Source organism: Streptomyces sp. NPDC031274 (assembly GCF_055570235.1).
Genome location: NZ_JBVIHP010000010.1, coordinates 57,266 through 77,708 on the forward strand (window position 1 = coordinate 57,266; position 20,443 = coordinate 77,708).

At 71.2% G+C, this 20,443-nt stretch carries 19 protein-coding genes; 7 read left to right on the forward strand and 12 right to left on the reverse strand.

The annotated features are described in order from the left end of the window. Positions 1–126 precede the first annotated feature (126 nt). Positions 127–873: a class I SAM-dependent methyltransferase gene (locus tag ACZ5CR_RS17825; RefSeq protein WP_468858345.1), complete on the forward strand. Its 747-nt coding sequence runs from the start codon at positions 127–129 to the stop codon at positions 871–873. Between the two features lie 51 nt (positions 874–924). Here the strand turns inward: ACZ5CR_RS17825 and ACZ5CR_RS17830 are convergent, their stop codons facing one another. Then, positions 925–1,863, reverse strand: a complete 939-nt coding sequence (locus ACZ5CR_RS17830; protein WP_468858347.1) for a GlxA family transcriptional regulator — start codon at positions 1,861–1,863, stop codon at positions 925–927. 277 nt (positions 1,864–2,140) lie between these two features. Here ACZ5CR_RS17830 and ACZ5CR_RS17835 point away from each other — a divergent pair, with 277 nt between their 5' ends. Together ACZ5CR_RS17835 and ACZ5CR_RS17840 are read left to right on the forward strand one after the other, a co-directional pair. Continuing rightward, positions 2,141–2,653: a hypothetical protein gene (locus ACZ5CR_RS17835; RefSeq protein ID WP_468858349.1), complete on the forward strand. Its 513-nt coding sequence runs from the start codon at positions 2,141–2,143 to the stop codon at positions 2,651–2,653. A 95-nt stretch (positions 2,654–2,748) separates the two neighbouring features. Beyond that, positions 2,749–3,747, forward strand: coding sequence for a D-2-hydroxyacid dehydrogenase (locus tag ACZ5CR_RS17840; RefSeq protein WP_468858351.1), 999 nt, complete (start codon positions 2,749–2,751; stop codon positions 3,745–3,747). A 35-nt stretch (positions 3,748–3,782) separates the two neighbouring features. Here ACZ5CR_RS17840 and ACZ5CR_RS17845 read toward each other — a convergent pair whose 3' ends face one another. The 5 genes from ACZ5CR_RS17845 to ACZ5CR_RS17865 are packed head-to-tail and all read right to left on the reverse strand — an operon-like array spanning position 3,783 to position 10,099. Then, positions 3,783–4,988, reverse strand: a complete 1,206-nt coding sequence (locus ACZ5CR_RS17845) for a type III PLP-dependent enzyme (protein WP_468858353.1) — start codon at positions 4,986–4,988, stop codon at positions 3,783–3,785. After that, positions 4,985–6,838 carry an IucA/IucC family protein gene (locus ACZ5CR_RS17850; protein WP_468858355.1) on the reverse strand — a complete coding sequence of 618 codons (1,854 nt, stop codon included), beginning with the start codon at positions 6,836–6,838 and terminating at the stop codon, positions 4,985–4,987. Before ACZ5CR_RS17850 ends, ACZ5CR_RS17845 begins: the two co-directional genes overlap by 4 nt. Further along, positions 6,838–7,020 (reverse strand): hypothetical protein, encoded by a 183-nt coding sequence (locus tag ACZ5CR_RS17855; RefSeq protein ID WP_468858357.1) that lies wholly within the window; start codon positions 7,018–7,020, stop codon positions 6,838–6,840. Before ACZ5CR_RS17855 ends, ACZ5CR_RS17850 begins: the two co-directional genes overlap by 1 nt. Further along, a complete protein-coding gene (locus ACZ5CR_RS17860; protein WP_468858801.1) occupies positions 7,002–8,837 on the reverse strand; it encodes an IucA/IucC family protein in 1,836 nt (611 codons plus the stop codon). Before ACZ5CR_RS17860 ends, ACZ5CR_RS17855 begins: the two co-directional genes overlap by 19 nt. A gap of 56 nt (positions 8,838–8,893) precedes the next feature. Then, a complete protein-coding gene (locus tag ACZ5CR_RS17865; protein WP_468858359.1) occupies positions 8,894–10,099 on the reverse strand; it encodes an ATP-grasp domain-containing protein in 1,206 nt (401 codons plus the stop codon). A gap of 440 nt (positions 10,100–10,539) precedes the next feature. Here ACZ5CR_RS17865 and ACZ5CR_RS17870 point away from each other — a divergent pair, with 440 nt between their 5' ends. Both ACZ5CR_RS17870 and ACZ5CR_RS17875 read left to right on the forward strand, forming a co-directional pair. Then, on the forward strand, positions 10,540–11,442 hold the full coding sequence (locus ACZ5CR_RS17870; protein WP_468858804.1) for a (2Fe-2S)-binding protein: 903 nt from the start codon (positions 10,540–10,542) through the stop codon (positions 11,440–11,442). A gap of 65 nt (positions 11,443–11,507) precedes the next feature. Continuing rightward, the gene (locus ACZ5CR_RS17875) at positions 11,508–11,858 is read left to right on the forward strand and encodes a 2-oxoglutarate and iron-dependent oxygenase domain-containing protein (protein ID WP_468858361.1); all 351 of its coding nucleotides are present in this window, start codon (positions 11,508–11,510) and stop codon (positions 11,856–11,858) included. Here ACZ5CR_RS17875 and ACZ5CR_RS17880 read toward each other — a convergent pair. Beyond that, positions 11,845–12,585: a Clp protease N-terminal domain-containing protein gene (locus tag ACZ5CR_RS17880; protein ID WP_468858363.1), complete on the reverse strand. Its 741-nt coding sequence runs from the start codon at positions 12,583–12,585 to the stop codon at positions 11,845–11,847. The genes ACZ5CR_RS17875 and ACZ5CR_RS17880 overlap by 14 nt on opposite strands. A 133-nt stretch (positions 12,586–12,718) precedes the next feature. Then, positions 12,719–13,366 carry an HD domain-containing protein gene (locus ACZ5CR_RS17885; RefSeq protein WP_468858365.1) on the reverse strand — a complete coding sequence of 216 codons (648 nt, stop codon included), beginning with the start codon at positions 13,364–13,366 and terminating at the stop codon, positions 12,719–12,721. A gap of 161 nt (positions 13,367–13,527) precedes the next feature. Here ACZ5CR_RS17885 and ACZ5CR_RS17890 point away from each other — a divergent pair, with 161 nt between their 5' ends. Beyond that, the gene (locus tag ACZ5CR_RS17890; RefSeq protein WP_468858367.1) at positions 13,528–14,514 is read left to right on the forward strand and encodes a GlxA family transcriptional regulator; all 987 of its coding nucleotides are present in this window, start codon (positions 13,528–13,530) and stop codon (positions 14,512–14,514) included. Between the two features lie 26 nt (positions 14,515–14,540). Here ACZ5CR_RS17890 and ACZ5CR_RS17895 read toward each other — a convergent pair whose 3' ends face one another. From ACZ5CR_RS17895 to ACZ5CR_RS17910, 4 genes are all read right to left on the reverse strand, one after another. After that, positions 14,541–15,434, reverse strand: coding sequence for an aminoglycoside phosphotransferase family protein (locus tag ACZ5CR_RS17895; protein WP_468858369.1), 894 nt, complete (start codon positions 15,432–15,434; stop codon positions 14,541–14,543). Between the two features lie 18 nt (positions 15,435–15,452). Further along, the gene (locus ACZ5CR_RS17900; protein ID WP_468858371.1) at positions 15,453–16,706 is read right to left on the reverse strand and encodes an MFS transporter; all 1,254 of its coding nucleotides are present in this window, start codon (positions 16,704–16,706) and stop codon (positions 15,453–15,455) included. A gap of 199 nt (positions 16,707–16,905) precedes the next feature. Beyond that, a complete protein-coding gene (locus tag ACZ5CR_RS17905) occupies positions 16,906–17,298 on the reverse strand; it encodes a GNAT family N-acetyltransferase (protein WP_468858807.1) in 393 nt (130 codons plus the stop codon). Between the two features lie 144 nt (positions 17,299–17,442). Next, the gene (locus ACZ5CR_RS17910; RefSeq protein ID WP_468858373.1) at positions 17,443–18,768 is read right to left on the reverse strand and encodes a M64 family metallopeptidase; all 1,326 of its coding nucleotides are present in this window, start codon (positions 18,766–18,768) and stop codon (positions 17,443–17,445) included. Positions 18,769–19,039: 271 nt separating this feature from the next. Here ACZ5CR_RS17910 and ACZ5CR_RS17915 point away from each other — a divergent pair, with 271 nt between their 5' ends. Continuing rightward, entirely contained in the window at positions 19,040–20,416 is a 1,377-nt protein-coding gene (locus tag ACZ5CR_RS17915) for a helix-turn-helix domain-containing protein (protein ID WP_468858375.1), read from the forward strand. Positions 20,417–20,443 lie beyond the last annotated feature (27 nt).

Genomic DNA, 20,443 nt, shown 5'->3' on the forward strand with positions numbered 1-20,443 from the left:
GTCGACGGGTTCTCCACCAGCTGTTTCCTCGGCGGTTTCCTCTTTTGTTTCCCCACTTTTTTCCCCAACGGATGGCGGGGCGGGGCGTGTCCCGCCCCCCCCCCGCCGCTGACTAGGCTGGGGACGGTGTTCACCTCTCAGGGACCCACACTCCGGGAACTGGCCGTGCAGGCGCTCTCCTCCATCGAGGACGGCTACGACCTGCTGGCCCCGAAGTTCGACCACACCCCGTTCCGCACGCCCGACCGGATGCTGCACGCGGTCGCGGAGACACTGCGTGGCCTCGGGCCTTTCGACGCGGGTCTGGATGTCTGCTGCGGCACCGGCGCGGGCGTCGAGACGCTGCTGCCGCTGTGCCGCGAGCGGGTCACCGGCGTCGACTTCAGCGCCGGGATGCTGGCCCGGGCGCAGGCCGCTCTGGAGCATCGGGACCGTGTGGAGCATCGGGACGGTGGGCCCGCGGTGGAGTGGGTGCGGGCCGACGCCCGTGCCCTGCCCTTCGCCGAGGCCTTCGACCTGGCGGTCAGCTTCGGGGCGTTCGGGCACTTCCTGCCCGCCGAGCGGCCACGGCTGTTCGCGGAGGTCGGCGGGGTGCTGCGGCCCGGCGGGGTCTTCGCCTTCCCGATCGGGGCGCCGCAGCCCATGACATCGCCCTTGTACTGGGCGCTGCTCGGCTTCGACGGGGTGATGCGGGCGCGGAATCTGCTGTGGCGTCCGCCGTTCGTCATGTACTACCGGACCTTCCCGCTGCGAGGTGTTCTTGAGGACCTGCGCCGGGCCGGGTTCACTGTGCGGCTGCACGCGCTGGACGAGTTCGGTCGCCGTGCCGACGGCAGCCCCAACTGGTGCCTCGTCGAGGCGCGGAAGGCCTGAGCTCGGCACATCGAGATTCAGGGAAAGCGGCCATAGGTCATCGGCCATCGGTCACTGGAACGCTTTGCGGTAGGCCTGCGGGCTGACCCCAGCGACACGCTTGAAGCGGTCACGGAAGGCTGTGGGTGAGCCGAAGCCGACCTGTACGGCGATGCGCTCGACGGAGTGCCCCGTCGTTTCGAGCAGGTGCTGGGCCTGCCGGATCCGTGTGCGGTGCAGCCACTGCAGCGGCGTACTGCCCGTCTGCTCACGGAAGCGGCGCAAGAGGGTACGGGTACTCATGCCCGCCCGGCCCGCGATGTCCTCCAGGGTGAGCTCGCGCTCGGCGTTCTCCTCCAGCCAGCGCAGGAGCGGCTCGAGTTCCGATCCCTGCGGTGTGGGCGGCGCCTCGGAGACGATGAACTGGGCCTGGCCGCCCTCGCGTTCCAGAGGCATCACCGAGAGGCGGGCCGCGTCGGCGGCGACGGCGGAGCCGTAGTCCCGGCGAATCAGGTGCAGACACAGATCGAGGCCTGCGGCGGCACCGGCGGACGTCAGGATCTGCCCGTTGTCGACGTAGAGGACATCCGGGTCGACGCCGATGTCCGGGTAGCACTCGGCGAGCTTGCCGGCCGCCAGCCAGTGCGTGGTGGCGCGGAGCCCGGACAGGAGCCCGGCCGCGGCGAGCGTGAAGGTGCCCACGCAGATGGAGGCGATCCGCGTGCCGTCGGCCGCCGCGTCCCGCAGTGCGTCGAGCACCGCGTCGGGAACGGGCCGGGAGACGTCGCGGATGCCGGGCACGATGATCGTGTCCGCGTCCGCGAGCCCCTCCAGACCCCACGGCGCCCGGAGCGTGAACAGACCGGCGTCGATCTGCGGCGCGGCGGCGCAGACCCGTACTCGGTAACCGGCCCGCCCGTCCGGCAGCCGGGTGCGGCCGAAGACCTCGATGGGGGTGGACAGGTCGAACGGGATGACGGCGTCAAGGGCCAGGACGGCCACGGTATGCATGGCGGAAATGTAGATCAGAGTCGCCATCCCGCCAAGCGTGCGGCCTGCAGATGTGACGTGCTCACACGTGCTCACACCTCATGAGCTGCCCCAAGAGCCGATGGCGTTATCTGTGCGAAGCGTGTCACTAATGCCACTGTTGGCAGATGCGGGCGCTGGCTAGTCTCGGCCCCCGGGTCCCGACCGGGGGCCGCCAGATCTCCCCGCCTCCCGTTGCCCGTTCCCTGTTCTCCGTTCCCCCGTCCCCCCGTTCTCCGGAATCCCGAGGGCTTTTGCCGTGACCAAGTTCTTCCTGACGCTCCATGTGCTGGCCGCCATCATCGCCGTCGGCCCGGTCACCGTGGCCTCCAGCATGTTCCCCGCGATCCTGCGCCGGGCGCAGGCCGACCCGCGGGACACGGCGGCCGTCTCCTCGCTGCGTCTGCTGCAGCGGATCTGCTCGGTGTACGCGTTCGTCGGTGTCGCCGTCCCCGTCACCGGGTTCGCGACCGCGAGCAGCCTGAACGTGCTCACCAGCGCCTGGCTGATCGCATCGATCATCCTCACGATGGCCGCGGCCGTGGTGCTCATCATCCTGGTTCTGCCGCGTCAGGAGGCGGCGCTCGCGGCGGTGGCAGGGGGAGGGGAAGGCGGCGGCGAGGGCGGCCAACTGGCCGACGGGGCGGGCACGGTGGTCCTGGGCGAGCGCGCCAGTACCCGACTCGCCATGTACACCGGCGTATTCAACCTGCTCTGGGCCACCGTCACCGTCCTCATGATCATCAGACCCGGCTCCACGACGGGAGCCTGACCCGCAAGGCCCGCTGTTGACCTCCGTGGAGCGAAAGCCCTAAGTTCGGTGAACGTGCGTTCACCAGCACTTTCCTTACCACGGGGGTATCAGGAATGGTCCGTGCACCAAACGCTCCGCAGGCCTCTGACCGGGCTGCCCTGCCACCGGACGCCGTCCTTTATGTCGATTTGGCGCTCGACATCGCCGAACAGGAGCGGCTGCGCGCCATCGCACCGGGGCATGTCTGGTTCACCGAACCGGACTCCGACTCGATCGGCGACGCGCAGGTCCTCGCCGACTCCCACATCGCACTCGGCAACCCGAGAGCGGACTGGGTGGCGAAGGCGCCGCACCTGCGGTGGATGCAGCTGACGTCCGTCGGCATCGACCGTTACACCGGCCTCGACTGGTCTGTCCTGGAGCAGCGCCTCGCCGTCACCAATCTCGGAGGACTCTTCGCCGATCCGGTCGCGGAGACCTGCCTGGCCGGCATCCTCGCTCTCTACCGCGGTGTCGACGTGCTGACCGGACTCCGCGCGGGGCAGACCTGGTCGAGCCTCGACATACGGCCAGGGCTTCGACTCCTGGGCGGCGCGAACGTCCTCATCCTGGGCAGGGGAGCCATCGCCCTGCGTCTCGCCGAACTCCTCGCGCCCTTCGGCTGCTCCGTCGCGCACTTCGCACGCGGTGACGGCGACATCCGCACCCGGCAGGAACTCGACGCCCGGCTGCCCGATTTCGACATTGTCGTGGGTCTGCTGCCGGGTACGGACGAGACCGCCGACCTCTTCGACCGGCGGCGCATCGACCGGCTGCGCCCCGGCGCGGTCTTCGTGAACGCCGGGCGCGGCACCCTGGCCGACGAGGACGCACTGGTCGCGGCCCTCGGCTCAGGCCGCCTCGGCGGCGCGGTCCTCGATGTCACCCGCGAGGAGCCGCTGCCCGCCGGACACCCGCTGTGGAGCTGCCCGAACGCCATCCTCACCCAGCACACCGCGGGTGGCTCACGCGACGAGACGGAGCGGATACTCGACCTCTTCGAGGACAACTGGCGGCGGCTCGTCGGCGGAGAGCCGCTGCGCAACGTCGTGCGATGGTCCAAGGGGTATTGAGGGGCACCAAAGAGGTAGGCAGGTATTGAGCGGTGCTACGGGAGGAAGTGGAAGCCCGGTCCCGGATGCATGAGGAAGTCGTGGTGCGAGATGTTCCACGCGTACGCACCCGCCATCGCGAACACCACCCGGTCCCCGGCCCGTAGCCCCGCCACCGGAACGCGCCGGGACAGGATGTCCTTGGGAGTGCACAACTGCCCCGCGAACGTCACCCGGTCCCGCAGCGCCTCGGACCGTGGCCAGGGGTGGGGCCACGGCTCGCGCGCCGGGAGCACGGTGCAGGGCTGGTCGTGGCCCTTGGCCGCGGGGGTGCGCAGGTGGTGGGTGCCGCCGCGCACCACGGCGAACTCCTCGCCGTGGCTCTCCTTCACGTCCAGCACCTCGGTGGCGTACCAACCGCAGTACGCGGTCAGTGCCCGCCCCGGCTCGATGCGGAGCGTGAGTTCAGGGTGCGCCGCGCAGAGCAGAGCGAGGCCGTCGCCGTACCGGGCCCAGTCGAAGCGCGCGCCGGGGTCGGCGTAGTCCACGCTCATTCCCCCGCCGACGTTCACCTCCGTCAGCCGGACGCCGTGCCGCCGGGCGAGCGCCTGCGACCAGGCCACGACGGACTCGGCGACCGCGAGCTGCCGCGGTGCGTCGAGCCCGCTGGCCAAATGGGCGTGCACGCCGAGCAGATGAAGCTGGGGGAAGCCGCCGCCGCTGAATCCGGAGAGCACTGAGTCCGCGTCTACGGGGTCGATGCCGAACGGCGTGGGGCGCCCGCCCATCGTGAGTGAACTTCCCGCCAGGGATGCGTCGTTCAGGTCGAGATTGAACCGCAGAAGGACGCCGACGCGGGTGTGCGGCACGACGCGGGCGGCCAGCGCGGCCAGCATCCGCAGCTCGTACGCGCTCTCCACATGGAAGCGCTCCACGCCCAGCTCAAGGGCGGCTGTGATCTCGTCCGGCGTCTTGCCGGGTCCGCCGAAGGCCAGCGGGCGCCCTGCCGCCGCCTTCGCGACATGGGCGAGTTCGCCGCCCGAGGAGACCTCGTAGCCGTCGACGTGCGGGCCGAGCGCGGTCAGTACCTTCGGCTCCGGATTGGCCTTGGCGGCGTAGTAGAGCTCGACCTGCCGGGGGAGCGCGGCGCGCACGGCAGCGGCATGGGCGTCGAGGGCCGACAGGTCGTACAGGTAGGCGGGCAGTTCCTCCGGAGCCAGGTCGAGGGCACGCTCACGTACGGCGGGAGTGGGGACGGTCATCCGGCGGTGCTCCAAGGTGCGTCGGTGCGGGCGCCCAGGTCCCGCACATGCTCGGCGAGCGGAAAGGGGGAGGTGAGGCGGACGTACCCCGCGTCCCGGTCGGCCTTGCGCTCCCAGCGGGTGAGCAGGTTGGCCTTGGCGGGCAGCGGCACTCCGGCGAGCAGGGCGCTGAGCCGGGGCGGGCAGCCGTGCGTGTCGGCGAACTCCTGGAGGGCGGAGTGGACTTCGGACCACAGGGCGGGCTCGGTGTGCGGATGGAGGTCGGCGAGGGCGGCGAGCAGCTCGGCGACGTGGTTGACCAGGAGGCAGTACACGACGCGGTCCCAGCCGCGCTGCGCGTCGTACGTCATCGGGCCCGCGACCTCAGGGGGAAGCGCGGCCAGGGTCTTGGCGTGCCGCTCGGGCAGGAGCTTGGTGCCCTCGAGGTCACGGAAGAGCACCTGGGCGGGCATGCCGTCGCCGTCCACGCAGACGAGGACGTTCTGCAGATGCGGTTCGAGCACCAGGCCGTGGTCGAAGTACGCGGCGAGCACTGGCGGCAGCAGGAGCCGCAGATACGTCCGCCACCACTGGAGAGCCCGCTGCGGCCCCGCGCCCTCCAGCAGGCGGGAGATGTGGCCGGGCCCCGTCGGATACTCGTCCGCGACGGCCCCGGCGAGCAGCGGCGTCGTACCGGGATGGAGCCGCCCGCTCAGGCCTTCACGGACGATGACGCCGAAGCCCTCCAGGAGGGCGAGGTCAAGGCGGCCGTCGGGGTCCGCGAGCGCCAGGCTGCGGTAGGCGGGCTCGCGGAGCACGGCGCTGCCCGGGAAACGGGCGGCGAGATCGTCGAGGGCGCCTTCGAGTACGCGCGTGAGAGCGACGGCACCCGACAGCTCGTAACGGGCGTTCTTTCGAAGGCAGTTGGTGATGCGGACGTTCAGGCTGAACTTCAGAAAGGTGTCACCGTCGTACAGCGTGCGCACGGAGGCGGTGGCCGCGAAAGGGGAGCCGCCCGGCCCCAGGTCGATGACGTCCTCGCGGTCCAGGGCGGCGCGCAGCCCCGGGTGCTCTCGCAGCAGGGCGTACTGCCAGGGGTGCACGGGAAGCAGCCGGTAGCCGTCCGGCACGGTCCCGAGCTGGTCCAGCGGGTCCGTGGCACCCGGTCGCGCCGATTCCTCGGCGATGAGGTGGTCCCGTACGCCGAGGTGGTGCAGGGGGAAGGTGGCCGCGGCTTCGGGGGCGTACGCGGACCAGTCGGCGAGATCGCCGCCGCGGGCCTTGGGGGTGGGGTGGAAGCGGTGGCCGAACAGCAGGGACTGCTCGGACGCGAGGTAGCTCGCGAGCCACTTCGGGTCCGCATCGGTGGCGGGGGCGGTTCTCGCGGCGGGCGCCGTCCCCGCGGCGGGTGCCGGACGGGCGGCGGCGATCGCGGCGCTGACGCCCTCATGGCTGGAGGCGATCTGCTCGAGGAACTCCTCGTTGCTCACCCCCGTGCGCAGCGAGAGCTCGGCGTGCGTGTACTCGGCGAGCCGCGGCCAGTCCACCTCCACCCAGCCGCCGTCCCGCTGCTCGGTCACAGGACCGGTGAAGCGATGGGCGCCGAGGAGGGACGTACGGCGCAGCGCGACGCGCAGGAGAACTCCGCGGCGCGGCAGTCTGAGCACCAGACCGCCGTCGACGACGGCGGTCTGGTGCTCGGGGCCCGAGACCTCACGCAGCAGGCAGTTGAGGAGGGTGTGCGTGACCGCTTGGTCGGCGCTGGGCAGACGAGTGGGTGCGGCGCCGGCGACGGGGGTGCCCGCGAGGAGGGGGGCGGCCTTGGCGGACAGTGCGGACGGGGCGGAGAACGTGCCGGTCGGCAAGGACATCAACGGCTCCAGCGGATGCGGGGCGAGCGGCGGAACAGGGCGGGAAGAGTGGCGGCGGCCAGGGGTATCAGAGCGATCGCGGTGCCGGTCGTGAGGGGCGCGGACAGGATGGAGCCCACGGTCGAGCCCCCCGTCGGAGCATGTGCCGACGGTGCGTTGGCCATCATGAAGTCGCCGTCCATCGGAGGTAGTTGGGCCCTGTCGTGTAGTGCTTGTTGATGTCGGCGGCCCCGGAGCGCTCCTTGGAGAGCAGGGTGCCCGCGGTGACCATCGCCTTGACGGGCAGCGTCGCCGCGTCAAGGATGTGCGCCCGCAGGAGCGCACCCGGCTCGTCGGGACCCGTGCCGAGCCGCTCGACGGCCTCGGTGAGCCTCTCGCGCACCAGCCGGAGCAGCCGCTCCAACGGGGCGTGGCCGTGCCGGGCGAGCCCGAAGGCGTAGGAGCCCGCGCAGAGGTGGAGGGTGATGGTGGTGAACAGGTCGAGCACGGGATGATCCCCGTCGACGAAGATCCTCTTGTCGTCGAACTCCGCACGGTCCGGCGCCTGTTGCCCCATGACGTCCCGCAGCCGGGCGAGGTGGACACGCGGCCCGTCGTTGTCCTTGAACAGCAGTCGCAGCCGCGTGCGGTGGCCCCGGCCGTCGCCCGTGTGCTCGTCCAGCACCAGCGAGATGTTCTGCTGGTGCGACTCCAGGGCGATCCCATACGCGAAGAGGGTGGTCTGCCAGTCGAAGAGGAGGGCGAGCGTGGCGTCCAGGAGGGCGAGAGGATCGCCGCCGTAGAAGCGGTCGGCGAGGTGGTCGATCAGCAGCCGGTCGCCGCCACCGGGTGCCGGGCACATGAGTGCGGCCATCGGTACGACGACGGCGCCGTCGAGCCCGGCGGGGTAGCGGCGCAGCAGCACGGCGAGGAGTTCATGCCCGGCGTGGGCGAAGCGGGTTTCGTCCGCGTGCAGGACGACCCCCTGAAACCTGGGCTCGCGGGCGATGACGGCTTCGATGAGGCGCTGGCCCGCGGCGCCGTCGGTGAGGGTGCCCGGCTTGATCGTACGCCGATTGCGCAGGCCCAGTGTCGCGGTGGCGAGCGGCAGTTTGAGGTGCCGCGTGGGGTCGCGGGAGAGGGCGACGGTACGCATCGACAGGGTCGGTACGACATCGGGTCCGGGGGCGTCGACGAGCCGGGCCCGTCCGTCGAGCCCCGCTTCCCGCAGCGCTTCCCGCAGCGGACCGTCCGCGGTCAAGGGGTGTACGGGGAGCAGGAGATGGCTCCCTTCGAGCTCGGGTGCGCCGGATGCGCCCGGTGAGAGCCAGGCGTCGGTGTTTCCGCCGACGGTGACGGCCTCGCGGGGCAGGGCGAGCTGCCGTAGCGCGAAGCTGGGGTGGAACTCGGGTGCGTACGCGTGCAGTTGGGCAACGGAGAGCTCGGACCGGCCGCGTGAGGTCGGATACACGGGATGATCCGCCCGCGCGGCGAGCGTGTCGTAGCCGAGCCCTCCCGCGAGTCCGGTCCAGGCGGCGGGATCCGCGCCGTACCGACCGGCGAGCAGAGCGTCCGCCTCGTCCTTCGTCCCGGCGTGCAGGCGCATGGCGTCGAGCGCCTGCCCGCACTCCGCGGCGAAGGCATCGAACCCGCCACGGTCCACGGGGTCGGCGAGGTCGCGCAGGGCGGACAGAATGCCGCCCGCGTCAGTGAGCTCGGCGCCGTCGGACTCCCGCCGGAGCAGCGGGAGCCGAGCCGCGTACGTCCCTTGATAGCCGTCCGCGCGGACGGGCATCAGCAGGGCGTCGCCGGGCCGGGGTGCGGGGATCCTGGCGGTGGCTTCGGCCGTCGCGGAATCGTCCCGCACCGCCGCTCCCACCGGCAGCCTCAGCCACAAGCCGTCCGCATGCCGCACCGCGCCGCTCCCGGTGCGCCACCCCACCACGTCCTCGCGCAGGAGCGCGCTCAGCACGCGTAACAGGAGCTCACCCTCGACGTCCAAGCCCACGCCCACACTCACGCTGTCGGCGACGGAAGCAGCCCCGGCCGTACCGCCCGTACTTCCCGTACCTCCCGTCACGGTGTGATCTCCCAGCGATGCTCGGCCAGGAAGTCCGCCACGGCCCGGTCCACCGCTGCCTGTTCGGTGCCGGTGGCGCGGACCACGCCGAGGAAGTCCCGGTTGGTGCCGTGCAGTTCGTGCCGCTCGCCGACTTCCCGCAGCGGTCGGTACGTCAGCCGCACTCCGCCCAGCGTCACTTCGCACGCGCGCGGGGCGGCCGTCAGCGTTCCCGCGCTCCGCGCGCACGGGTAGTCGAGCCGCGCCCTGCCGTCCGTCCGCGCGCCCAGGTCCGAGGGGAGCGGCTCGCCCAGATGCGTACGGAGGATGAGCTCGAAGAGAGGTATGTCCAGGAGCTGGGCGAGGAGCAGGTCGCACTGATCGCCGATGGCGCGGTAGTTGACCTCGATGAGCCGTGCCCGTCCCGCCGCCACGACGAACTCCGTGTGGCAGGCGCCGAACCCCACACCGAGCGCGTCCAGTTGGGCGAGGACCTGAGCCGTCACCGCCTCCGGATGCGCCGGGACGAACGTCATCCGCTCCTCGATGAAGTACGGCGGCGGCGACACCTCCGTACGGAAGCCGCCCAGGACGTGCCGGACCCGGCCGTCGCCCAGCGTCTCCAGAGTGCACAGCTCCCCGGCGAGATACTCCTCGACGACCAGCGCGGCGCCCGGCCGTCGTGTCTGAATCTCCGCGCACCGCCGCTCCAGCTCCCCGGGCCCGTCGACCAGCACCACGTCCTCGCTCGCCACGCCCTCCCGCGGCTTGACCACGCACGGGAACGGCACGTCGAGTGCGCGGAGTTCCGTCGGATTCTGCCCCGCCGAGAGTTCCGCCGACCAGACCGCGTCGACGCCCGCGGCCGCGAGATGGCGCCGCATCTGCGCCTTGTCCTTGGCGCGCAACGCCGTCCGCCAGTCCTTGCCGGGCAGCCCGAAGTATGCGGCGGCCAGTGCGGCCGCGGTCTGCAGATGGTCGCTGTTGGTGAAGACGGCGCCGGGGGAGTGGTGTGCGGAGATCCGGCTGATCACGGCGCGGAAGTCTCGTACGTCGCACTCGAGGATCTCCAGGCCCTTCAGGATCTCCTGGGCGGGACCGCGCCGGTGGGCGTCCGGTTGATCGGTGAGAAGGGTGACGTCGAGGCCGAGCTCGCGCGCGGCGGGCAGGAAGCCTTCGGTGACGGAGTCGGTGGGGTTGCGGGCGAGGACGTACAGCCGCATGGGTGAGTCCACTTCAGGGTGCGAGCGGATGAGGATGTGAGGGAGGGGCGCCGATCTCGTCGGCGGTTCGATGTCTGCCGCTTGGCCACGTCCTCAAGGACGTACTCCGCGGCTTGGACACTGATGCCCGACATCCACGTCTCGTGCGCACAGCGCCAACGCACCGAATCCGGCGACGAGTAGACGGATCCGCCGCGCGGCAAGGCTGTCTGGCGGGACGGCCCTAGCGATCTTGGACACGGAGTGAGAGTTTAGGTTAGGTATGCCTAATGATGTCAATTCGCCGTGGCGGTGGGACCACTCGCCACGGAGAGGCGCGCGGCGCGCCGTCCGCGATGAGGCAATCTCAAGGAAAATAAGGTAAGCCTTGCCTAGTTCGCGGTGGACGGATCCACCGGCGAGCCATCGATGGACCTGCTTTCCGAGGAGTACCAGTGCCGCTGACCGTGGCCCCGGACCTGGCGCCGACCGCCACCGCCCTGAGCCCCGCCGACCTGCTCGCCGCGACCTATCAACGGCTCACCGCGCACTGTGAGACGCTCGCCGTCACGGTGGTGCGGCCCGGTTCGATCGCGGGGCACGGGTGGTTCACCGGTGCCGAACTGACGTTGCATCAGGATGCCCGGGAAGCATTCGTCGACGCGGAGGCCGCCCGCATCCGCTCCGGTCACGACCACACCCCGCGCCCCGATGTCGCCGCATCCCGCGCCCTGCACGGCTACCTCTGGTCGGTCTCGCTGCTGATGAGCGGCGCCTGGTACCTGGAGCGGCGCGTGCCGCGTGTCCGGCCGCAGGACGTACGCGTCCACATGGAGACCGGCACCTTCGAGGTCGTCCCCGGCTCCTTCGCCTGCCTCCCGGACGACCCGGCGGCCGGGCTCCCCGGAACCCGGGTCTTTCCCGACGAGGAGGCGCTCCGCGTCGAACTCCGCGCCGCCGTCGTCGCGCACATGCGGCCGCTGCTCACGGCGATGGGTCCCCAACTCCGTCGCAGGCGACGAGTGTTGTGGGGCATGGCAGGGGACGACCTCGTCTCCGGGATCTGGTACCTGGGGCGCATGCTCGGTCAGGAGGACGAGGCGCTGCGGGCGGTGGACGCCCTGCTCCCCGGCCCGGTAGCCCCCTTCCCGGGCGGCGCCGACTTCCGGCACCTGACGACCCGCGACGGCGAGCGGCACCCGACCCGTACCCGTCTCGGCTGCTGCCTGTACTACACGATCCGTGCCGCCGAGGCGTGCGGCACCTGCCCGCGCGTCTGCGACTCGGAGCGGCTGCGGAGGCTGGAGGGGGACATCGCCCCGGCCGATGTGCCGCCGGAAGCCGACGGTGGAACCGGGCAGTGAACCCGGGCGGTGAAATCGTGATAGGCAATCTGGCGTAGTCCCTCGCTCACGACAGGATGACGCCCGTGTCCCCGTCCACGACCGAGCCGCATACGCCGGCCGGGCCGCCTTCGCCTTTCGCGCCTTTCGAAGTTCCCGTCGTCGACATCACGCCGTACGTCGACGGCGGCTCGGCGGCCGAACGTGACCGCGTGGCACGCGAGATGGACGACGCCTGCGCCCGCGTCGGCTTCGTCCAGATCCTCGGCCACGGCATCCACGACGAGACGGTGGGCGGTCTGGCCACTGCCGTGGACGGGCTCTTCGGACTGCCCCTGGAGGTGAAGAAGAGCTACCGAGTGACAGGGGCGAACCGCGGATACAGCCCGCCCAAGAGCGAATCCCGGGCCGACCCGGGTTCCGTCACACCTGGTTGACGGAGGTGCGGATCGCCTCTAGGGCCTCGGTGATGTTCGCTTCGGCGGCCGCCTTGTCGAGGCCGAGTCCGGCGAGCGTGCCCGCGTCGCCCTCCGCCTCCAGGAGCGAGAGCAGGATGTGCTCGGTCCCGATGTAGTTGTGGCCGAGCCGCAGTGCCTCGCGGTAAGTGAGCTCCAGGACCTTCTTCGCCCCCGCGTCGTACGGGATGAGGTCGGGCACCTCGCCGACCGCGGGAGGCAGCGCCTCGGTGACGCTCTCGCGGATGGCGTCGAGCGAACTCCCCTGAGCGACCAGTGCCTTCGCGGCGAGAGCGTCCGGCTCGGTCAGGAGGGCGAGCGTCAGATGGCCGGGACCGATCTCGTCGTTGCCCGCCGCGCGGGCCTCCTCCTGCGATGCCATGACCACGTTCTTAGCCCGGGTGGTGAACCGGCTGAAGCCCTGTCGCGGGTCGAGGTCGGACATCTCGCCGGGGTCCTTGGCCACGAACCGCTTCTGGGCGGCTTGCCGGGTGACCCCCATGCTCTTGCCGATCTCCGTCCACGAGGCGCCCGAGCGGCGCGCCTGGTCCACGAAGTGGCCGATCAGATGGTCGGCGATGTCACCGAGGTGATCGGCGGCGATCACGGCGTCGGAGAGCTGGTCGAGTGCTTCGGGGTGGGCCTTCTTGATGGCCTGGATCAGATCGTCGAGACGGATGGGCTGCGTGGGCTGCAGGGGCTGCGTCATGTGTCAACGTTAGGTTGACAGTCGCAAGGGTGTCAACCCTGAGTTGACATGTGAACTGGCTCTGACGGGTGGAGCGGGTGGAGCGGGTGGAGTGGCGCCGTGGCTTCCCCTCCGCTCCCTCTCCGCTCCTCCTCTACTCCTCCCAAGGTGAGTTCCGGATGACCTCGACGAAGTCGCCGCGGGTGTAGCCGGGGACGAAGTGCTCGAGGACGTCGGCCTTCACGTTTCCGAACGTGGTCTCCGGCTTGGGGGCGATTCCTTCGGTGAACGCCTCCAGGATCCGCCGCTTGAAGTTGGGGCGGGGGTGCAGCGCGGTGATCTCGGCGCGGTCTTCGGCGGTCAGGTCGTCGTAACCGATGCCCAGGACGTCGTACTCCACCCCGGCCGTGACCAGGGCGATCTCCGGCTCCATGAACTCGGGGATGCCCGGGGTCGTGTGCAGGGCGATGGCGGTCCACACCCGGCGCACGCTGTCCTCCGGTACGCCGTGACCGTGCAGGAAGGCGCGGGCCTCCTCGGCGCTGTCCACCTCGAAGCGACGGCCGCTGTCCCGGAACCGCTCGCCCAGACCCAGGTCGTGGAACATCGCGCCGATGTAGAGCAGCTCGGGGTCGAAGCTCAGTCCGCGCCGGTCGCCCTGCAGACTGCCGAACCAGAAGACACGGCGGGAGTGGTGATAGATCAGCTCGTCCGTCGTGTCCCGGACCAGTTCGGTGGCCGCGGCGGCCAGCTTGGTGTCCGGCACGGACACTCCGGCGGCGGAGGAAGCGTGGACGGTCATGGCGTGACTCCTGTCGTCGAGGTGGTGGGGGAGGTAGGGGCGGGTGTGTGGGTCTCTGTCGGGTGCTGGCACCAGCCTGCGCGACGTACGTGTCCGACGGCCATGTCCCTGTGGACAGGTACCCCACACATCTGGACACGCCGTGGCGCTACCGTGGACCCGTGCCCGAACCACCGGACGGACCCCGCCCCCACCACGTCTACGTCCTGGCCTTCGACGGCGTGCGCCTTCTGGACGTCGCGGCGCCCTTGGAGGTCTTCGCCACCGCGGCCCGCTACACCGGCGGCGGTTACACCGTGCGGGTCTGCACCCCCGACGGGCAGGACGTCAGAACCTCCACCGGACTGCGGATCGCGGCCGATCTGCCGGCGGACGATGTGGGCGCGGCGGACACGCTCGTCGTTCCCGGCCACGCCGAACTCGTCACCTTCGCCGAACGGCCCGAACTCGTCGAGCTAGTGGCCCAACTGGCGGGCGGGGCCGGGCGGGTGACCGCCGTGTGCACCGGGGCCTTCGCCCTGGCCGCGGCGGGACTCCTGCGCGGGCGCAGGGCGACCACCCACTGGGAGCACGCGGCGAAGCTGGCCCGGCTCCACCCCGACATCACCGTCACCTCGGATGCCATCTACGTCCAGGACGGGCCCGTCCTCACCTCGGCCGGGGTCACGGCCGGTATCGACGTCTGCCTGGCTCTGGTGGAACAGGACCACGGTCCCGACACCGCGCGGCGGGTCGCCAGGGACCTCGTGGTCTTCCTGCAGCGGCCCGGCGGCCAGTCCCAGTTCTCCGCCGCCTCACGCACCCCGGCGACCAGCCATCCGGTGCTGCGCCCGCTCCTCGACGCCATCGCCGCCGACCCGGCGGCCGACCACCGCCTCGCGACCCTGGCCGGGCGGGCCGCCGTGAGCCCCCGGCATCTGACCCGGCTCTTCTCGCGGCAGCTCGGCACCAGCCCGGCCGCGCACGTGGAGTCCCTCAGGATCGAGGCGGCCCGCATGCTCCTCGAAAGCGGCGCGAGCGTCACCGACGCGGCCCTGCGCAGTGGCCTGGGCAGTGACGAGACGCTGCGCAGGGCCTTCGCCCGGCATCTGGGTACGACGCCGTCCGCGTACGCCGCACGCTTCCGCACGACGCGGGTGGGTACGTGAGACGCCCCGCGGTCAGGTGTCAGCCGTCAGCTGTCTGCCAGCACACGAGCGAGCGCCGCCCGGCCCGCGACTCCCCAGGTGGGCTTCCCGCCGGGGAGGCCCTGTTCTCCCGCCTGGCCGATGTGGACGAGGCCGACGGCCCGGTACAGGGCCCAGCCCCGGGCGCGCCGGATGGTGGCCTCGTCGGCGTGGGCGTACGTGTCGAAGAACCGTGCTGCCGCGCCCGCGGGGAGAAGGAGCCACGCGGCAGAGAGGTCGGTCGCCGGGTCACCCGCGCAGAGTTCACCGAAGTCGATCACGCCGGACAGCGTGCCGTCGGACACCACGACGTTCGCGGGATGAAGGTCACCGTGCAGCCAGCGGGGCGGCCCTGCCGGACCGGGGGCTGAGAGCGCGTCCTCCCAGATGTCCGGGGCACCGGCGAAATCGCCGGTGGGGGCGACGGACTTGAAACCCTGCGGGAACTCGTGCGCGAAAGTGCTGAGGGGAACGCCCCGCGACGGATTGGCCGGTGCGTCGGCGGGCGCGTCCACGTGGAGCGCCCTGAGGAACTGAGCCAACGCGTCGGCGGCGTGGTCGGCGCGGCTGATCGTGGCGCGGTCGAGCGGTTCGCCGTGGACCCAGGTCGCGATGGTCCAGGGCTTCGGGAAGCGCGCGGTCGGTGCGCTGATCCGCAGGGGCGTCGGCACCGGGAGCGGAAGGCGCGGGGCCAGGGCGGGGAGCCAGTGGTGCTCTTTACGGAGGAGATCCGGAGCGCGTTCCGTGCACGGCAGTCGCACGGCCAAATCATCACCCAGGCGCCAGAGTTGGTTGTCCCATCCGGTGACCGTCCCGTGGAGGTCGAGGTCCGCGAGGTCCGGATGCTGCTCATGGAGCAGGGAGCGGACCAGTGCCTCATCGATCTCGACGACATCGCTCATGTGCGCGCAACCCACTCCTCATGGTGCCGGTAGTTGGCCGGTGAATATACTCTCCGCCGCCCTGGCCTCGGCCTGCGCGCGCTCCGCCCACCGCACCGCGGGACCCATCGCGAGGCCCGCCACCAGGAAGATCCCGCCGAGGAACAGCCAGCCGGGTACGCCCCACACCACGAGGAGCGAGGTGAGCAGGAGCGGGCCGAGGGCACGGGCGACGGGGACTCCGGTGCCGAAGAAGCCCTGGTACTGGCCCACTTGGTGCGCGGGCGCCAGGTCGAAGCTGATCTGCCAGGAGCCCGCGGACTGCTGCATCTCCGCGATGACCTGGAGCACCGCGCCCGCCACCAGGATCGCCACGGTCGCCCACACCGGAAGCCCGGCGGCGGAGAACGCGAAGACCACGCACGAGACGAGCATGACGAGACCGGAGTGCCGCACCGCACGCGTGGCCGTGCGCGGTCCGCTGACGCCACGTGCCATGCGGACCTGGAAGGACATCACCGCAAGGGTGTTGAGGACGAAGAGCGCCGAGACCAGCCAGCTCGGCGCGTCCGTCCGGTCCACCACCCACAGCGGAATCGCGAGGCTCAGCAGCGGCATCCGCAGCAGCAGGACCGTGTTGAGCGCGGTGACGACGGCGTACGGACGGTCGCGGAGCACGGCCAGGCGCGGCTCGCCCCGCTCGCGGGCCACGGTCCGCGGCACCGCGGGCAGCCGGAGCAGTACGAGTGCGCAGAGCAGGAAGCTGGCCGCGTCCAGCGCGAAGACCGCCAGGTACGCCCCGCGCGTGTCGTGCTGCAGGGCAAGGCCACCGAGCGCTGCACCGACGGCGAGACCGGCGTTGAGCGTGGACTGGAGGTGGGCCAGTACGCCGGTACGCGCCGCGGGGGTCACCAGACCTGCGAGCAGCGCCTGCCGTGCCGCGGCGAGCCCGCACTGGGCGACGGCGTACAGGCAGGCCGCGAGGAGGAACGGAACGAAGGAGCGGAGGAACAGGAAGGAGGCGACCGACGCGCTGGTGGCCAGGGCGAGCAGCACCGCCGTGCCGCGCGGCCCCTTGCGATCGGCCAGCGCGCCCAGCGGTACACCCGTCACGGAACCGACGGCCCAGGCAGCCGTGAGCGCGAGCCCGATCTGCGTGGGGGAGAGGCCGACGACCCGGGTGAAGTACAGGGCCGATGTCACGTAGTAGGCGCCGTCGCCGAGCGAGTTGCTCAGCTGGGCGGCGGCGAGCACGCGTGGCGCTCCGGTCGGCGGCAGGATCTGAATCGGCACAAGGCTCCCCCGGGCAGGCGGCCGCTGGGCCGTCTCTTCGCTGATGAGGAGAGGCTAGCCAGCCAAATGGTCGAGTCCGTGGACCATTTACGCATCGGGAGCCTGGGCCAATTCTTCCCTGCCGAGCGCCTCTGCCGAGCGCGCTTGCCGAGCTCCCCTGCCGAGCACCCCCGGCGCTCGCCTCCCCGCCGCCGCTGAGTCAGCCCGGCCTGCGCACCATGAAGACGTCGACTGGGTCTTCGCTCTCTACACTGAAACCGTGGCGCTCGTAGAGGCGCCGGGCCGCGCTGCCCCGCAGGACGTTCAGGCGGACGTCGGCGCCCTCGGTGTCGGTCCGGTCGAGCAGCTCGCGCAGCACGGCCGAACCGAGGCCACGGCCGTGGAGGGCCGGGGCGAGGTAGAAGTGCTCGAGCCACCGCGCGTCCTCGCCCGGTCGCAGGGCCACGCAGCCCGCGAAGGCGCCGTCGGCGACGACGATCGAGGTGTGCCGGGGAGTGAACGCGTCCCGCAGTCTCTGGCGCACCCGAACCTCGTCGAACCGGCCGAGCCGCTCAAGATCCGGTCGCATCACGATCGCGCGCAGCTCGACCATGGGTTCGAGGTCGGTGAACTCGGCGGGCCGCAGCACCCATCCCGGGACGGGTGCCGCCGGTGCCGCCGCCTTCGGCAACTGCTTCGCATGCGTAGTCATGGCCGAAGTATTTCCTGGTCACCGCTGGGTGACTGCTGCGGCCTGTCAGCGTGTGACCTGCCAGCTGAGCGAGCCGGTCAGGAGCCTTCGCAGTTCCGGGGTGCGGACCGCGTCGGTCGGGTCGGTGGCGCGTGCCGTGACGGTGTGCGCGCGGCCGTCGGCGGGTACCCCGAGCGTGGCAGGGTTCACGCTGCTCTCGCCCCGCGCCTGCCGTGCCTCGCGGCCGTCCACGTACCAGCGCACCCGTGCGTGGGAGGACGCCTCGACGCTCATCCGCCCGGTGCCGCGCACCTGCCGGTCGGTGGGTGTGACACCGGTGAGGACGGGCGCGTGCTGGTGGAAGCCCGCGATCATCGCCTCGCGTCCGGGGAGATTGAACTCGCGGCCCAGCGTGCGCATGATCGAGTCCTCGGTGGGGCGGTTGACTCCGCGCCCGTGGTAGCCGCCGCCCTCGTACGCGCCGACCTTGCCGCCGTCGGGTGACTCCTGGCCGAGCCAGCTGTGCCACTTCGTCTTCTGTGCGGCCATCTCGTCGGCGCTGAGCTTGGTGAGGTTGGGCTCGCCGGGCTCGGGGCCGGTGTAGCTGCTGTCGTCGTACCAGTACTCGTCGGCGAGCTTGCCGAGCGAGTGGCCTGTCTCGTGGACGGCGACCTGATCGGAGTCGGGGTGGTCGGAGGAGGCGGTACCTATGCCGTCGTACCCGGAGGGCGAGGTGATGGCGTTGTAGCCGGCGCCGCCGTACTTGGTGGAGTTGCTGAGCACGATGACGAGGTCGGGGTCGGCGGCCTTGCCCGCGTACGCCTCGACCTTGTTGGTGTCGACGCACAGCAGCCGCTCGATGCCGTCGCAGAAGAACGCCGAGTCCAGGGCGGTGTTCTTGCGGACGTCGCTCGTCGGGTCGCCCGAGACGCCGGACTGCTGCGAGTGGGCGTCGACGGCCCAGACGTTGAAGAGGTCCTCGTACTCGGCGTACGGCTCGACGGCGGCCATCTCCTTCCACTTGGTGTGCACGTCGGCGTGGAAGTCCTCCTGCTGGGCCGCGGTGTAGCCGTCGCCGATGAAGACGACGTCGACCTTGGTGTCGCTCGGTCCGGCCTCCACGATCGGCAGGACGTCGCCGTCGTTCTTGATCGTGGCCTGCTGCTTCCTGCCGAGCGGGGCGGAGGCGGGGACCTGGGTGTGCCGGGGGTGGCTGTCCGGGCCGTTGAAGTACTCGACCTCGACGTGCTCGGCGGAATCGGCGCCGCCGTCCTTGCCCTGGTCCGCGGCGACCGGCGCGGTGGCGGCGAGCGCGGCCGCCAGGGCGACACCTGTGGCCACGGCGAGACGCTTGCGGGATATGCGGGATATGTGGGACGCGTGTCTACGCATGGAAGATCTCCCGGGGATCTGCGCGGACTTGATGGTCGGCAAGTCCGCGACGTAAGTGGGGGGTTAAGGGAGCTTAAGGCGCGGTTCAATGTAGGGGGTGTCGGGAAGCCAGGCAATGCCCGATGCACAAGGTGACGGTGGGAATGGTGAGTTCGCGCCACGCCGTCCCAAGTACACGTGTTCCAAGCCTGGGTGGGATTGGCTCGCATCCGGAGAGGGCGACGAAGAGATGACGGAGAGTGGACTTGCGGGGCCGGGGCGACCTGGAGGCATGCGGCTCGACGAGCCCGCCGAGATCGGGCGCCGCGTCCTGCGGCTACGTACGGAACTCGGCCTGACGCAGAAGCAGTTGGCCAGGCCCGCGTACACACCCGCGTACGTCTCCACGCTGGAGTCGGGCAAGGCGAGGCCTTCCGAAGCGGCCCTGCGGTACTTGGCCGAGCGTCTCGGCGTCACTCCCGAGGAGCTCGCGACGGGACGCCCCGCCCGCCTCGCCGCCGAACTGCGGCTGCGTCTGACCGACGCGCGGCGCGCCCTCGCCACCGGAACGCCCGAGGACGCTGCCGCGCTCTTCCGTGCCGTGTGCGGCGAGGCCGTCGAGCACGCGCTGCCCGAGGAGCGGGCCGCCGCGCTCCTCGGTCTCGGCGAGTGCCTCCTCGAATCCGGCGATCTCGACGACGCGCACGAGTGCTTCGCCTCCGTGGAGCGGCTGCTCGCCGATGAGCCGTTGCCCCGCCGCGTTCCCGCGATCCGCGGCCGCGCGAACGCCCACCGGCTCACGGGTGAACTCCGTTACGCCTGCCATCTGTTGGAGACCGCCCTCGATCAGCTCAACGCCTCCGGCCTGCACGACCCGGACGCGCTGCTCCTCCTCTATTCGGCGTCCATCGCCCCGTACATGGACATGGGCGCACACGAGCGCGCCGCACACGCCGCCGAACTGGCCCTCGCGCTCTGCCCGCGAGTGGACGATCCGGCGCTGCTCGCCGGGATGCATCGCGGGGTCGCCCGTACGCTCATCGCCCAGGGCCGTATCGCCGAGGCCGACGCATCCCTTGCCAGAGCCCAAGATCTCTATCAGCAGCTGCACATCCGCACCGAACTCGCCCACTGCCACTGGATGCGCGGCTATGTGCACGCCCAGGACGGCGACCTGGAACGCGCCGAGAACGAACTGCGCACCGCACACGACATGCTCACCGCCAAGCGGGCCGCGCTCTTCGCCGACCAGGTCGAGGTGGAACTCGCGGACGTGCTGCGCCGACGAGGCAAGATCCAAGAGGCCGAGGCGCTGCTGAGGCCGCTGCTGACAGGAGACAGAGAGACCGCGGAGACCACGCAGTCCCCGGCCCTGAGGGCCGGACGCGGCGCGGTGCACATGGGCGCCGCGCACCGGCTGCTCGGGCTCATCGCGGAGGAGTGCGGTGACACCGTTGCGGCTGAGGAGCACTACCGCGCCGGACTGCCGCTGCTCGAACGCGCGGGCGCGGCCGGGGACGTGGCCGGACTGTGCTGCCTCCTCGGTGATCTGCTCCGGCGCACGGGCCGGACGGAGGCCGCCCTGGATGTCTACCGCACCGGCCTCGCCCACCGGACGACCCCGGGCACGACGACGCTGGGGCCCGCACCCGCGCCACCGCCGATGTGAGCGGGCGGAAGTCCTAATTCCGGTCCA

Bases quoted from the DNA above. Each gene is read 5' to 3' on its own strand.
- ACZ5CR_RS17830 (WP_468858347.1), bottom strand. From the start codon at position 1,863: ATGCATACCGTGGCCGTCCTGGCCCTTGACGCCGTCATCCCGTTCGAC.
- ACZ5CR_RS17840 (WP_468858351.1), top strand. From the start codon at position 2,749: ATGGTCCGTGCACCAAACGCTCCGCAGGCCTCTGACCGGGCTGCCCTG.
- ACZ5CR_RS17845 (WP_468858353.1), bottom strand. From the start codon at position 4,988: ATGACCGTCCCCACTCCCGCCGTACGTGAGCGTGCCCTCGACCTGGCT.
- ACZ5CR_RS17850 (WP_468858355.1), bottom strand. From the start codon at position 6,838: ATGTCCTTGCCGACCGGCACGTTCTCCGCCCCGTCCGCACTGTCCGCC.
- ACZ5CR_RS17855 (WP_468858357.1), bottom strand. From the start codon at position 7,020: ATGGACGGCGACTTCATGATGGCCAACGCACCGTCGGCACATGCTCCG.
- ACZ5CR_RS17865 (WP_468858359.1), bottom strand. From the start codon at position 10,099: ATGCGGCTGTACGTCCTCGCCCGCAACCCCACCGACTCCGTCACCGAA.
- ACZ5CR_RS17880 (WP_468858363.1), bottom strand. From the start codon at position 12,585: ATGACGCAGCCCCTGCAGCCCACGCAGCCCATCCGTCTCGACGATCTG.
- ACZ5CR_RS17885 (WP_468858365.1), bottom strand. From the start codon at position 13,366: ATGACCGTCCACGCTTCCTCCGCCGCCGGAGTGTCCGTGCCGGACACC.
- ACZ5CR_RS17895 (WP_468858369.1), bottom strand. From the start codon at position 15,434: ATGAGCGATGTCGTCGAGATCGATGAGGCACTGGTCCGCTCCCTGCTC.
- ACZ5CR_RS17905 (WP_468858807.1), bottom strand. From the start codon at position 17,298: ATGGTCGAGCTGCGCGCGATCGTGATGCGACCGGATCTTGAGCGGCTC.
- ACZ5CR_RS17910 (WP_468858373.1), bottom strand. From the start codon at position 18,768: ATGCGTAGACACGCGTCCCACATATCCCGCATATCCCGCAAGCGTCTC.
- ACZ5CR_RS17915 (WP_468858375.1), top strand. From the start codon at position 19,040: ATGCGGCTCGACGAGCCCGCCGAGATCGGGCGCCGCGTCCTGCGGCTA.